General features: G+C 71.3%; 12 protein-coding genes and 1 pseudogene. 4 read left to right on the forward strand and 9 right to left on the reverse strand.

What is annotated here, in order from left to right; all coding sequences use genetic code 11:
- Positions 1 to 25: 25 nt before the first annotated feature.
- The 6 genes from OG937_19315 to OG937_19340 form a co-directional block, all read right to left on the reverse strand.
- The gene (locus tag OG937_19315) at positions 26 to 1,237 is read right to left on the reverse strand and encodes a cellulase family glycosylhydrolase (GenBank protein WUD73681.1); all 1,212 of its coding nucleotides are present in this window, start codon (positions 1,235 to 1,237) and stop codon (positions 26 to 28) included.
- A 146-nt stretch (positions 1,238 to 1,383) separates the two neighbouring features.
- Positions 1,384 to 2,217, reverse strand: a complete 834-nt coding sequence (locus tag OG937_19320) for a glycosyltransferase family 2 protein (protein WUD73682.1) — start codon at positions 2,215 to 2,217, stop codon at positions 1,384 to 1,386.
- Positions 2,218 to 2,588: 371 nt separating this feature from the next.
- On the reverse strand, positions 2,589 to 3,710 hold the full coding sequence (locus OG937_19325; GenBank protein WUD73683.1) for a GuaB3 family IMP dehydrogenase-related protein: 1,122 nt from the start codon (positions 3,708 to 3,710) through the stop codon (positions 2,589 to 2,591).
- Between the two features lie 109 nt (positions 3,711 to 3,819).
- Positions 3,820 to 5,322 (reverse strand): IMP dehydrogenase, encoded by a 1,503-nt coding sequence (gene guaB, locus OG937_19330; protein WUD73684.1) that lies wholly within the window; start codon positions 5,320 to 5,322, stop codon positions 3,820 to 3,822.
- Between the two features lie 100 nt (positions 5,323 to 5,422).
- Entirely contained in the window at positions 5,423 to 6,154 is a 732-nt protein-coding gene (locus OG937_19335; protein WUD73685.1) for a sigma-70 family RNA polymerase sigma factor, read from the reverse strand.
- Between the two features lie 145 nt (positions 6,155 to 6,299).
- Complete coding sequence (locus OG937_19340) at positions 6,300 to 6,911, reverse strand: response regulator transcription factor (protein ID WUD73686.1); 612 nt, start codon at positions 6,909 to 6,911, stop codon at positions 6,300 to 6,302.
- A gap of 470 nt (positions 6,912 to 7,381) precedes the next feature.
- Here OG937_19340 and OG937_19345 point away from each other — a divergent pair, with 470 nt between their 5' ends.
- Complete coding sequence (locus OG937_19345) at positions 7,382 to 7,696, forward strand: WhiB family transcriptional regulator (protein ID WUD78815.1); 315 nt, start codon at positions 7,382 to 7,384, stop codon at positions 7,694 to 7,696.
- A gap of 90 nt (positions 7,697 to 7,786) precedes the next feature.
- Here the strand turns inward: OG937_19345 and OG937_19350 are convergent.
- Positions 7,787 to 8,686 (reverse strand): annotated as a pseudogene (locus tag OG937_19350) (LysR family transcriptional regulator).
- An 84-nt stretch (positions 8,687 to 8,770) separates the two neighbouring features.
- Here OG937_19350 and OG937_19355 point away from each other — a divergent pair.
- The 3 genes from OG937_19355 (at position 8,771) to OG937_19365 (ending at position 11,353) form a co-directional block, all read left to right on the forward strand.
- Positions 8,771 to 9,826: an aminotransferase class V-fold PLP-dependent enzyme gene (locus tag OG937_19355; protein WUD73687.1), complete on the forward strand. Its 1,056-nt coding sequence runs from the start codon at positions 8,771 to 8,773 to the stop codon at positions 9,824 to 9,826.
- Positions 9,827 to 9,897: 71 nt separating this feature from the next.
- Positions 9,898 to 10,557: an MOSC domain-containing protein gene (locus tag OG937_19360; GenBank protein ID WUD73688.1), complete on the forward strand. Its 660-nt coding sequence runs from the start codon at positions 9,898 to 9,900 to the stop codon at positions 10,555 to 10,557.
- Between the two features lie 10 nt (positions 10,558 to 10,567).
- Positions 10,568 to 11,353 (forward strand): SDR family oxidoreductase, encoded by a 786-nt coding sequence (locus OG937_19365; protein ID WUD73689.1) that lies wholly within the window; start codon positions 10,568 to 10,570, stop codon positions 11,351 to 11,353.
- Positions 11,354 to 11,444: 91 nt separating this feature from the next.
- On the opposite strand, the gene groL is transcribed toward OG937_19365, so the two are convergent.
- Positions 11,445 to 13,067 (reverse strand): chaperonin GroEL, encoded by a 1,623-nt coding sequence (gene groL / locus OG937_19370; protein WUD73690.1) that lies wholly within the window; start codon positions 13,065 to 13,067, stop codon positions 11,445 to 11,447.
- 124 nt (positions 13,068 to 13,191) lie between these two features.
- On the reverse strand, positions 13,192 to 13,500 hold the full coding sequence (groES, locus tag OG937_19375; GenBank protein ID WUD73691.1) for a co-chaperone GroES: 309 nt from the start codon (positions 13,498 to 13,500) through the stop codon (positions 13,192 to 13,194).
- Between the last annotated feature and the right edge of the window lie 194 nt (positions 13,501 to 13,694).

Consider the following 13,694-nt stretch of genomic DNA (forward strand, 5'->3'; position numbering starts at 1 on the left):
CGGCGGCCGGCCCGCGGGCCGGCCGCTACTTCTTCTTGCGCTCGTAGGCGGCTATCGCCGCCTTGAGCGCTTCGAAGGACGGCTTCTTCGTGCCGTCGTAGCGGCGCATCCCGTAGTACAGGGCCCGTTCCTTCTTCTCCTCGGGACGGGCCTGGTCCTGGTCGGTGTACCAGAACATCGCGTCGACGTGCGGATTCGCCACCGCGGCCGGGACCGTGTCGGTGGCGATCTCGGTCTGGCGTCCCTCGGTCACGTGCGTGGTGCCGGGGGGCGTCACCCTGCCGTCCGACACCTCACCGGGCCCGCTGGTCGGTGCTCCCGTCTCGGTCAGCCAGATGGGGATGTCGGGGGTGCCGTACTTGTCCAGGATCCCCACCAGGTTGTCCCGGAAGCTGCTGATCCGCTCGAAGGCGGTACCGGTGCCGGGTGTGGCACTGGGCAGGGTGGGATAGTTGAACGGGTGGTAGCCCACGGCGTCCACGTACTTGTTGCCGCCCAGCTTGCAGACGGCGGTCAGGAAGTCCGTCTGGGATATCCTGCGGGACTCGGCTTCGGTCTTGGACACCGCGAGGCCGCCCATGACCACGTAGGCCTTGGGGTCACCGGCGCGCAGCGCCTTGCTCGTCGCCCGCAGCAACGCGGTGTAGGCGGCCGGGTCGGGGGTGGGGCGCCAGAAGCCGATGTTCTCCTCGTTCCACACCTCCCAGGTGTGGATCCCCTTCGGGGCGTACCGCTCGGCGGCCAGCTTGGCGAAGGCGGCGAAGACGTCAGGGTTGGCGGGCCCGCAGTTCTGGGTGGACGTACAGCTCGCCGGGCGCGCCCACTTCGGGGTGTAGCCGAGCACCGGGAGCACGTTCAGACCACGGGACCTGGCCGCCTCGGCGACCCTGTCGAAGCGCTGCCACTCGTAGGCGTAGGGCGAGTCCGGCTGGATGTTGTTCCACGACAGGTCCATCCGGACCCACTTGGCACCGACCGCGACCGCGTCGTTGAGGCCCCGCGCGAGGTCCGCGTCCGACTTCCAGGTGAGGGTGTCACCGTACGAGATGCCCATCTTCACATCGCGCACGCCGGCCTTCTCCGAAGGGGACGGCGTGGGGCTCTTCGCACCACCGGCCTGCGGGGCACGGGGGGATGTCGACGGCATGGACGCGGCGACGACGGTCGCGACCGCCGAGACCACGAACGCCACGAGCGCCACGAGGAGGCGATGCCGTCTACTGGAATCCTTCACCATGCGCACAGCGTAGGCCAATCCCTCACGGCGTGTTCCCGCCCCCTGGACGGGCCGCCCGGTCCGGGTCCCCCTGGGCGCACCGGACGTCCTCCCGGTCTCCCTGGCGCCGCCTCAGCCGGCACGACACCGCTCATCTGCCGTGCCCGTCAGATGGTGTAGTGCTCGCTCGGCACTCGTCCCCACTCCGCGTCGCCCACCTCGAACGACTCCGCCTGCCGCTGCTGGGGCATCAACGGCGTCGGTTCGGGCCGCGTGGAGCGGTCGTACCACTGGGCCCGGGTGTCGGTGCGCAGCGCGTTGTCCCGGAGCCGGTGACGGAACAGCTGGGACAGGTTGGCCACGCCGTCCGACACCGCGTTGAGCTTCACCTCACCGCCGCGGGGCCGGTACTCGATGGGCACCTCCATGCAGCGGAAACCTTCCCGCACGGCGGCGTTCTTGATCTCCTGGGAGAAGCCCATGCCGTCCGAAGTGACCTTGAGGGTCTCCCAGATGTAACGGCGGAACACCCACATCCCGCTCTGCGAGTCACGTATCTCGCTCTTGAAGAGCACGCGGCTGACGAGGCTGAGCGCGTGGTTCGCGACGGTGTGGGAGGGCTTCATCGCCGCGCGGTTCTCGCGGCCGAGCCGGTTGGTGTTGAGGAACTCGACCTGGTGCTCGTCGACGATCCTCAGCAGCCGGGGCAGGTCGTCGAACGGGTAGGTGCAGTCGGCGTCGCCGGTGGCGATCACGTCGCCGTACGCCGCGGCGATCCCGGCCTTGTAGGCGTTGCCGTAGCCGCGCAACGGCTGGTGCACCACCCGGGCTCCGTAGGACGCGGCGATCTCGGCGGTGCCGTCCGTGGAACCGTTGTCGGCTATGACCACCTCGACGCCCCAACCTTCCGCGGTGAGCTCTTCGAGCGGGATCGTCCCGAAGACGTGCGGCAGGTTCTCGGCCTCGTTCAAGGCGGGAATGACGATGGACAGAGTGGACACAGCAGGTTCCCCCCAGCTGGTGGTGTACGCAGAGACCAAGTCGAGACCCGGCATCTGTGCTCTCACACCCCCCAGCCGGACCCATCCGATGGCATCGATCACTGTAGACGACAATTAGCACAGCAGAACCACGGATACACGATCGTAATCGAAAACCACATGCTCATCCATGGTGCTTAACCTTCCGGATGTCTTTGCTTCACCCAAAGACCGTCCCGAGTGCCCGTAATTGACGGTCTCTTAGCGACCCAACCGGAACCGGACTCGCCGATTAAGCCCGGCTCCGTGCGGCATCCGTTCATCACCCACGGAACGCGCCGGGGCCCGTACCGCCGGGCGGCGGTACGGGCCCCGGGAGTCCGGAACGGCGGTCAGCGGTGGTGCGTCGGCGACACCGTGACCTCGACCCGCTGGAACTCCTTCAGTTCGGAGTAGCCGGTCGTGGCCATCGCGCGGCGCAGCGCGCCGAAGAAGTTCATGGAGCCGTCGGGCGCGTGCGAGGGGCCGAGCAGGATCTGCTCGGTCGTGCCGGCGGTGCCCAGGTTCATGCGCTTGCCACGCGGCAGTTCCTCGTGCGTGGCCTCCATGCCCCAGTGGAAGCCGCGGCCGGGTGCGTCGGTGGCGCGGGCCAGCGGGGAGCCCATCATCACCGAGTCGGCGCCGCAGGCGATCGCCTTGGGCAGGTCGCCGCTGGAGCCGAAGCCCCCGTCGGCGATGACGTGCACGTAGCGGCCGCCGGACTCGTCCATGTAGTCGCGACGGGCCGCGGCCACGTCGGCGACCGCGGTCGCCATCGGCACCTGGATGCCGAGGACGTTGCGGGTGGTGTGGGCGGCGCCGCCGCCGAAGCCCACGAGGACGCCCGCGGCACCGGTGCGCATCAGGTGCAGCGCTGCGGTGTACGTGGCGCAGCCGCCGACGATGACGGGGACGTCGAGCTCGTAGATGAACTGCTTCAGGTTGAGCGGCTCGTGGGAGCCCGACACGTGCTCGGCGGAGACCGTCGTGCCGCGGATGACGAAGATGTCCACGCCCGCGTCGACCACGGCCTTGGAGAACTGCGCGGTGCGCTGCGGCGAGAGCGCGGCCGCCGTGACCACACCGGCGTCGCGCACCTCCTTGATGCGCTGGCCGATCAGCTCCTCCTTGATCGGTGCCGCGTAGAGCTCCTGCAGGCGCCGGGTGACGGAGGCGTCGTCCAGCTCGGCGATCTCGGCGAGCAGCGGCTCGGGGTCCTCGTAGCGGGTCCACAGACCCTCGAGGTTGAGCACGCCCAGGCCGCCGAGGTTGCCGATGCGGATCGCGGTCTCCGGGGAGACCACGGAGTCCATCGGGGCCGCCAGGAAGGGCAGCTCGAAGCGGTAGGCGTCGATCTGCCACGCGATCGAGACCTCCTTGGGGTCCCGCGTACGGCGGCTCGGGACGACGGCGATGTCGTCGAATGCGTATGCCCTGCGGCCGCGCTTGCCCCGCCCGATCTCGATCTCAGTCACTGTCGCTATGCCTTTCCTTCGTGGCCTGCCCGTCCAGTATCCCAGGCAGGGCAGCCGGAAGCCCGCGGCCGTGCGGCGCCGCGGGCTCCGGGTGATCCGCTCGTACCGGTCAGCGGGTGTGGTAGTTCGGCGCCTCGGTGGTCATCTGGATGTCGTGCGGGTGGCTCTCCTTGAGCCCGGCCGCGGTGATCCGCACGAAGCGGCCCTTCTCCTTGAGCTCGGGGATGGTGTGGGAGCCGACGTAGCCCATGGAGGAGCGCAGGCCGCCGATGAGCTGGTGGGCCACGGCGGAGAGCGGGCCGCGGTAGGGCACCTGGCCCTCGATGCCCTCGGGGACGAGCTTGTCCTCGGAGAGGATGTTGTCCTGGAAGTAGCGGTCCTTGGAGTACGACTTGGCCTGCCCGCGCGACTGCATCGCGCCGAGCGAGCCCATGCCGCGGTAGGACTTGAACTGCTTGCCGTTGATGAAGAGCAGCTCGCCCGGCGACTCCTCGCAGCCCGCGAGGAGGCTGCCCAGCATGACGGTGTCCGCGCCGGCCGCGATGGCCTTGGCGATGTCGCCGGAGTACTGCAGGCCGCCGTCGCCGATCAGCGGGACACCGGCCGGGCCGGCCGCGAGGGAGGCCTCGTAGATCGCCGTCACCTGGGGCGCGCCGACACCGGCGACCACCCGGGTGGTGCAGATCGAGCCGGGGCCGACACCGACCTTGATGCCGTCGGCGCCCGCGTCGATCAGCGCCTGGGCGCCGTCGCGGGTGGCGACGTTGCCGGCCACCACGTCGATCTTGATGTTGGCCTTGACCTTGGCGACCATGTCGAGGATGCCGCGGCTGTGGCCGTGCGCGCTGTCGATGACCAGGAAGTCGGCACCGGCCTCGACCAGCCGCTGGGCGCGGAGGAAGGCCTCGTCGCCGACACCCACCGCGGCGCCGACCAGCAGGCGGCCCTCGGCGTCCTTGGCGGCGTTGGGGTACTTCTCGGCCTTCACGAAGTCCTTGACCGTGATCAGGCCCTTGAGACGGCCCTCGTCGTCGACGAGCGGCAGCTTCTCGATCTTGTGCTTGCGCAGCAGGTCCATCGCCTCGACGCCGGAGATGCCGACCTTGCCGGTGACCAGCGGCATCGGCGTCATGACCTCGCGGACCTGCCGGGAGCGGTCGCTCTCGAAGGCCATGTCGCGGTTGGTCACGATGCCCAGCAGCTTGCCGGAGGCGTCGGTGACGGGGACGCCGCTGATGCGGAACTTGCCGCACAGCGCGTCGGCCTCGGCGAGGGTGGCGTCGGGGTGGACGGTGATCGGGTCGGTCACCATGCCGGACTCGGACCGCTTCACCAGGTCGACCTGGTTGACCTGGTCCTCGATGGACAGGTTGCGGTGGAGCACGCCCACACCGCCCTGGCGGGCCATCGCGATGGCCATCCGCGCCTCGGTGACCTTGTCCATCGCCGCCGACAGCAGCGGGATGTTCACGCTGACGTTCCGGGAGACCTTCGAGCGGGTGTCGACCTGGTTCGGCACGACGTCCGACGCACCTGGGAGCAGCAGCACATCGTCGTAGGTGAGTCCGAGCAGCCCGAACTTCTCGGCTACTCCGTCGGCGTTCAGCGTCATGACACCTTCCCCATGGTCTTGCCCGGCGAGATGTTCAATGCTAATGGCTCCCGCGCGAAACCAATTCCGCCCCTGGTGTGGGGGCCGGGGGCGGCGTGCGCTAGGCGCTCAGCCCGGGAGCACCCGCGGCGGCTTCCTCCGCCAGCGCCCGCAGCCGGGACAGCGCGCGGTGCTGCGCCACCCGGACGGCGCCCGGCGACATGCCGAGCACCTGACCGGTCTCCTCGGCCGTGAGGCCCACGGCAACGCGGAGCAGCACCAGCTCCCGCTGGTGCTCCGGGAGGTTGGCGAGCAGCTTCTTCGCCCACTCCGCGTCGCTGCTGAGCAGCGCCCGCTCCTCGGGCCCGAGCGAGTCGTCCGGCTGCTCGGGCATCTCGTCGGAGGGCACGGCCGTCGAGCCCGGACCGCGCATGGCGGCCCGCTGGAGGTCGGCGACCTTGTGCGCGGCGATGCCGAAGACGAAGGCCTCGAAGGGCCGGCCCTGGTCCCGGTAGCGGGGCAGTGCGCACAGCACCGCGAGGCAGACCTCTTGCGCGAGGTCGTCCACGAAGTGGCGCGCGCCGCCCGGCAGCCGCGACAGCCTCGTACGGCAGTACCGCTCGGCGAGCGGGTGCACATGGGCGAGCAGATCGTGCGTCGCTTGCTCGTCGCCGTCCACGGCTCGACGTACGAGTGCCCCTATGGCTGTCTCATTGCCGGTGGCCTCGTCGCGCATCCGTCCATAGTGCATCGCCGCGGGCCGCTCCGTGGGCTCACACCCATGGTTGTGCTCCGAAGCGTTATGCGGCGCGCCGTGCGGAGCGTTCCGAGGGACCGCACCGGCCGTAGTCATGTCATGCACCCGCCGCCCCGCCCGACCGTGTCCCCGAGAGTCCATGCCTCAAGCATGCGCCCTCGGCGCGGAAACCGGTACGAGCGGGGCAGCCGCACAGCTGCCCCACAGCTCATCGGCCCCTCCAGCCCTCGAAGCCGCTGCCTCAGCGCACCAGGCCCCAGCGGAAGCCGAGCGCCACCGCATGGGCCCGGTCCGAGGCGCCGAGCTTCTTGAACAGGCGTCGTGCGTGCGTCTTGACGGTGTCCTCGGAGAGGAAGAGCTCGCGGCCGATCTCGGCGTTGGAGCGGCCGTGGCTCATGCCCTCCAGCACCTGGATCTCGCGGGCGGTCAGGGTCGGGGCGGCGCCCATCTCGGCCGAGCGCAGCCGGCGCGGGGCGAGCCGCCAGGTCGGGTCGGCCAGCGCCTGGGTGACCGTGGCCCGCAACTCGGCGCGCGAAGCGTCCTTGTGCAGGTATCCGCGGGCACCGGCGGCGACCGCGAGGGCCACCCCGTCCAGGTCCTCGGCGACCGTGAGCATGATGATGCGGGCGCCGGGGTCGGCGGACAGCAGCCGCCGTACGGTCTCGACGCCGCCGAGGCCGGGCATCCGGACGTCCATGAGAATGAGGTCCGAGCGGTCGGCGCCCCAGCGGCGGAGGACTTCCTCGCCGTTGGCCGCGGTCGTCACACGCTCCACGCCGGGCACGGTCGCTACCGCGCGGCGCAGGGCCTCTCGGGCAAGCGGGGAGTCGTCGCAGACGAGAACGGAAGTCATGACCGTCCTCCGCAGCTGATCCGCGTCACGTTGAGCCTCCAGGCTGTACGAATCGTTCACCGGTGGGGATGACGGCCTCGGGCGTCTGCCCGATTAGTTCGACCGCCAACCACTTCCGCACCTTCAACGACCCTCACTCGAAAGAGTTACGGAGTTTGGCGGCCGACTCCCGCACTCTCCGTGCGCGGACCGACACGGATCAGCAACGTCGCAGGTCGCGGCCGTTCGCCGGGCCCCAAAAACCCGCACAACGGGCGCCCGCTTGCAGCACACATCAGCCGCCGACCGGGGGGCAATGTCAGATTTTGCCTGTTTGGAGGCTTTTTACCCGCATGGCGGGAGTTCGTTGGCGATTTTGTGATGAATCATATTTACATCTACTTCGACAGTAGATGTAACGTCGACAGCACCCTCCCAGAGCTACGCGCCTGGACGGTGTCCCTGCAGCCCACCTCTCGAGGAGATGAGCAATGGCAGACTTCTCCCGCCTCCCGGGCCCGAACGCCGACCTCTGGGACTGGCAGCTCGTCGCCGCCTGCCGCGGTGTCGACAGCTCCCTGTTCTTCCACCCCGAGGGAGAGCGCGGTGCTGCCCGGAGCGCGCGTGAGGCGGCGGCGAAGGAGGTGTGCATGCGCTGCCCCGTCCGCGCCGAGTGCGCGACGCACGCTCTGACGGTCCGCGAACCCTACGGGGTCTGGGGCGGACTCACCGAGGACGAGCGCGAGGAGATGATGGGCCGGTCCCGCAACCGGGTCATGAGCTCGCACGCCACCGGCAGTCACTGACTCACCGGACAACAGCCACAGAGGAAACGTTTCACCACAACGACGGACGTCCGCCTCCGCGCGGACTCGGACCGAAGGGCGGTCGCGCAGAGCCGCGAGACGCAGCCGCCCCAGCATCATGTCGACGGCCGGCACCTGGGCCAGGTCGGGCAGCGTCACCGCGGCCGCCTCACGGCGTACGGCCGGCCGAAGTTCGCGTACGGCCACTGCGCGCAGCCGTACCGCCTCCAGCGCGAGGCCGGGCTGCGCCGGGACGCCCATGCCCGAGGCCACCAGGCCGACGGCCGCCGGGTAGTCGTCCGTGGCGAAGTCGATGCGCGGCTCGAAACCCTCCCGCCGGCACAGCTCGACCAGGTGCCGGCGGCAGTGGGGGCAGCCCGCGATCCACGGTTCGTCCGCGAGGTCGGACAACCGCACCGGACCACCCCCGCGCGCCGGCCGGTGCCCGGCGGGAAGCACCGCGAAGAGCCGGTCGAACAGCAGCGGCCGCACCAGCAGCCCCTCCCACGCGGCCGCCTGCTCGCCGCCGTCCTCGTCCTCGTAGCGGTAGGCCAGCGCCAGCTCGCACTCGCCGGCGCGCAGCATCTCCACCGCCCGCCGCGGCTGGGCCTCGGCCAGCGTGATCCGTACGTCCGGGTGCGCGGCGCGCATCGCGGCCAGCGCGGTGGGTACCAGGGACGGGCCCGCGCTCGGGAACGACACCAGCCGCACCCGCCCGGCGCGCAGGCCCCCGATGGCCGCGACCTCCTCCTCCGCGGCGGCCAGCCCCGCCAGGATGCCGCTCGCGTGCCGGGCCAGCGCCTCGCCCGCCTCGGTCAGCCGGGTGGTCCGCCCGCCGCGGACCAGCAGCGGGGTGCCCGCGGCGAGCTCCAGCGCCTTCATCTGCTGGCTGACCGCGGGCTGGGTGCAGCCCAGTTCCCGCGCGGCGCCCGACAGCGAGCCGGTACGGGCCACGGCGCGCAGCACACGGAGGTGGCGGGCCTCGAACACGCCCCGAGCACAAGCGTTCCTTGGGGGTGGCGTTCAGTGATCGATGATGGACTTTGGGCAGACCGGGGCGCAGGCTGAGGAACCATGGACATCGCCGGGGAATTCGCGCTGGACGCCGGGATCACCTACCTCAACACCGCCTCCTCGGGCATCGGCCCGCTCCGCTCCGTCGAGGCGCTGCGCACCGCCGTGGCCGCCTGGTCCGACGGCACCGACGACTGGGTGCGCGACGAGCGCGTCCTGGACGCCGCCCGCGCCGCCTACGCCCGCCTCACCGGGGTCGCCGCCGACCGCGTCGCGGTCGGCTCCTCCGTCACCACGCACGTCGGCATGATCGCCGCGGCCCTCCCCGCCGGGGCCGAAGTCGTGCTGGCCGACGGCGACTTCAGCTCGCTGGTCAACCCCTTCGCCTCCCGCGCCGACGTCGTGATGCGCACCGTGCCCCTGGAGGGCGTCGCCGACGCCGTACGTCCCACCACCGACCTCGTCGCGGTCAGCGCGGTGCAGTCCGCGGACGGCCGGGTCGCCGACCTCGCGGCGGTCCGCGAGGCCGCGTCGCGGCACGGGGCGCGCGTGCTCGTCGACGCCACCCAGGCGGTCGGCTGGCTCCCGCTGTGCGCGGACGGCCTCGACTTCGTCGTGTGCGGCGGCTACAAGTGGCTGCTCGCCCCGCGCGGGGTGTCCTTCCTGACCGTGCGGGAGGGCGCCGAGGACGGGCTGTCGTCGCACTTCGCCGGCTGGTACGCGGCCGAGGACCCCTGGGGCGACTGCTACGGGCCGGTCGCGCACCTCGCGCGTTCCGCCCGGCGGTTCGACGTGATGCCGCCGCTGCTGCCGTACCTGGCCGGGGCGGCCTCGCTGGGGCTCGTCGAGGAGCTGGGCGTCGAGGCCATCGGCGCCCACGACGTCGCGCTGGCCGAGCGCTTCCGGGCGGGCCTGCTGCGGCTCGGCCACAAGCCGGTGCCCTCCGGCGCGCAGGCCTCGGCGATCGTGGCCGTCCCGGGCCTGGGCGACGCGGCGGAACGGCTGGCCGCCGCCGGCATCCGCGTCTCGGCCCGCGCGGGGAACCTGCGGGCGGCCTTCCACCTGTACAACACCGAGGCGGACGTGGACCGGCTGCTCCGGGTGCTCGCGGGCTAGGCACCGCCGGGCGGTCCCGGTCGCCGGAAAAGACCTCGCCGGGTGCCGGGCGGGAGCCGTACGGTCGCGGGATGAAGCTGCTCTCGGTGAACGTGGGCCGGCCCCGTCCGAACCCGTGGAAGACCAGCGGGACGACCGGCATCGACAAGCTCCCGGTGCCGGGTCCGGTGGCGGTGACCGCACCGGGCCCCAAGGGCACCGGCGCGGTCGGCCTCGCCGGCGACCGGGTGTACGACGTGGCGCACCACGGCGGTACCGACCAGGCGGTCTACGCCTACGCACGCGAGGACCTCGACACCTGGGAACGCGAACTCGACCTGCCCCTGCGCAACGGCATGTTCGGGGAGAACCTGACCACCTCGGGGCTGGACGTCAACCAGGCCCTGATCGGCGAACGCTGGCGGATCGGCGGGCCGGGCGGCGCCGTCCTGGAGGTGTCCTGCCCCCGGATCCCCTGCGCCACGTTCCAGGGCTGGCTGGAACAGGGCGGCTGGATCAAGACGTTCACCCGCGCCGCGCTGCCCGGTGCCTACCTCCGGGTCGCCGAACCCGGGGAGGTCCGGGCGGGCGACCGGGTCGAGGTCGTCCACCGCCCGGACCACGAGGTCACCGTCGCGCTGACCTTCCGCGCGGTCACCCTGGAGCCCGCGCTGCTCCCCCGGTTGCTGGCGGCGGACGCGCTCCCGCAGGACGTGCGCGCCGCGGCCCGCGGACGCACGGGGGCTCACTAGCCTGCGGTGCATGACGACTTCACTGATCACGGGAGCCACCGCGGGGATCGGCGCGGCGTTCGCGCGCCGGCTGGCGGGGGACGGTCACGCCCTCGTCCTGGTCGCCCGCGACGAGCAGCGGCTGGAGGAGTGCGCGCAGGACCTGCGGCGCGCGTACGGGGTGACCGTCGAGGTGCTGCCCGCCGACCTGTCGGCGGACAAGGGCATCGGGGCGGTCGAGGCACGGCTCCGCGACCGCGAACGCCCGGTCGACGTGCTGGTCAACAACGCGGGCTTCGGCAACCGGGGCGGCTTCGGCGACGTGCCGATGACCGACGAGCTGACCATGCTCAAGGTGCACTGCGAGGCGGTGCTGCGGCTGACCGGCGCCGCGACCGGCGCCATGCGGGAGCGCGGGCGCGGCTTCGTGATCAACGTGGCCTCGGTGGCGGCCTTCGTGCCGCGCGGCACGTACGGGGCCAGCAAGGCGTGGGTCGTCAGCTTCACCCAGGGCGTGGCCCGCGACCTGGCGGGCACCGGGGTGCGGCTGCTGGCGCTGTGCCCGGGCTTCGTCCGCACCGAGTTCCACCAGCGGGCCGGGATGGACACCGGCGGCATCCCCTCCTGGGCGTGGCTGGACGCCGACAAGGTGGTCGCCGCGGCCCTACGCGACCTGGCCCGCGGCCGCTCCCTCAGCGTCCCCGACCCCCGCTACAAGGTCGCGGTGGCGGCGGCCAGGCTGGCGCCGAGCGGGGCGCTCGGCCGCGTCTCGTCGAAGGCGGGGAGGCGCTTCGGTCCGGCCTACCCCCGCGACTGAGACCGCCGTCCGGGCAGCGCGGGCCGTCCCTGGTCGGGACAGCCCGAAGGCCCCCGTTCCCGGCCGGGAACGGGGGCCTTCGCGGTCCAGCTCAGTGGGAGTGGCCGTGACCGTGACCGGCCTCGGCGGGCTCCTCCTCCTTCTTCTCCACCACGAGGGTCTCGGTGGTGAGGAGCAGGGAGGCGATGGAGGCGGCGTTCTCCAGGGCGGAGCGGGTGACCTTGACCGGGTCGATGACGCCGGACTTCACCAGGTCGCCGTACTCGCCGGTCGCGGCGTTGAAGCCGTGGCCCTTCTCCAGCTCGGCGACCTTGGAGGTGATGACGTAGCCCTCCAGGCCGGCGTTCTCGGCGATCCAGCGCAGCGGCTCGACCGCGGCGCGGCGGACGACCGCGACACCGGTGGCCTCGTCGCCGGTCTTGCCGAGGCCGTCCTCCAGCACCTTGACGGCGTGGACGAGCGCGGAGCCACCACCGGAGACGATGCCCTCCTCGACCGCGGCGCGGGTCGCGGAGATGGCGTCCTCCAGACGGTGCTTCTTCTCCTTGAGCTCGACCTCGGTGGCCGCGCCGACGCGGATGACGCACACGCCGCCGGCCAGCTTGGCGAGGCGCTCCTGGAGCTTCTCGCGGTCCCAGTCGGAGTCGGTCGAGGCGATCTCGGCCTTGATCTGGTTGATCCGGCCGGTGATCTCCGAGGACTCGCCGGCGCCGTCGACGACGGTGGTGTCGTCCTTGGTGACGGTCACGCGGCGGGCGGTGCCGAGCACGTCCAGGCCGACCTGGTCGAGCTTGAGGCCGACCTCCTCGGCGACGACGGTGCCGCCGGTGAGGGTGGCGAGGTCGCCGAGCATGGCCTTGCGGCGGTCGCCGAAGCCGGGGGCCTTGACCGCGACCGCGTTGAAGGTGCCGCGGATCTTGTTGACCACCAGGGTCGACAGGGCCTCGCCCTCGACGTCCTCGGCGATGATCAGCAGCGGCTTGGAGGCACCGGCCTGCAGGATCTTCTCCAGCAGCGGGAGCAGGTCCTGGATGGAGGAGATCTTGCCCTGGGTGATGAGGATGTACGGGTCCTCCAGGACGGCCTCCTGGCGCTCCTGGTCCGTCACGAAGTACGGCGACAGGTAGCCCTTGTCGAAGGCCATGCCCTCGGTGAAGTCCAGCTCCAGGCCGAAGGTGTTGGACTCCTCGACGGTGATGACACCGTCCTTGCCGACCTTGTCGATCGCCTCGGCGATCAGCTCGCCGACCTGCTTGTCCTGGGCGGACAGCGCGGCGACGGCGGCGACGTCGTCCTTGCCCTCGATGGGGCGGGCGGTCGCGAGCAGCTCGTCCGAGACGGCCTTGACGGCGGCGTCGATGCCCTTCTTCAGGGCGGCCGGGGAGGCGCCGGCGGCGACGTTGCGCAGACCCTCGCGGACCAGCGCCTGGGCGAGCACGGTGGCGGTGGTGGTGCCGTCACCCGCGATGTCGTTGGTCTTGGTCGCCACCTCCTTCACCAGCTGCGCGCCGAGGTTCTCGTACGGGTCGTCGAGCTCGACCTCGCGGGCGATGGTCACGCCGTCGTTGGTGATGGTCGGGGCGCCGAACTTCTTGTCGATGACGACGTTGCGGCCCTTGGGGCCGATGGTCACCTTCACGGTGTCGGCGAGCTTGTTGACGCCACGCTCGAGGGCGCGACGGGCGTCCTCGTCGAACTTCAGGATCTTGGCCATACCGGCGGAATTCCTCGTCTTTGGGTTCTCGTCAAAGACCGCGCCCCGGGTCCCCGGTCCGTGCGAGGACTCGGTGTGCCCGGGGCGTGATCACGGCATTTCTCGGTTACGAGCGGCGCCGGATTTACTTCTCGACGATCGCGAGGACGTCGCGAGCCGAGAGGACGAGGTACTCCTCGCCGCTGTACTTGACCTCGGTGCCGCCGTACTTGCTGTACAGCACGATGTCGCCGACCTTGACGTCGAGCGGGATGCGGTTGCCGTCCTCGAAGCGACCCGGGCCGACGGCCAGGACGACGCCCTCCTGGGGCTTCTCCTTGGCGGTGTCCGGGATGACCAGGCCGGAGGCGGTGGTCTGCTCGGCATCCAGCGGCTGGACCACGATGCGGTCCTCGAGCGGCTTGATGGCAACCTTGGTGCTGGTGGTCGTCACGATCCGACCTCCCCCTTCAAAGGGCTCACGGGAGTGTCTGTCTGGGGTGGCGACCTGGTAGGCCCGTCGTCGCGGGTGCCGGACCTGCCCGTCGCGTTTGTGCTGGCACTCGGGATGGCTGAGTGCCAGGTCCGAGACTAGGACGCGCTTAGCACTCGGTCAAGCGGAGTGCCAACGCCGCGCCGCACGATCCG

Source organism: Streptomyces sp. NBC_00510, from assembly GCA_036013505.1.
In the GTDB taxonomy this organism is placed as follows: Bacteria; Actinomycetota; Actinomycetes; order Streptomycetales; family Streptomycetaceae; genus Actinacidiphila.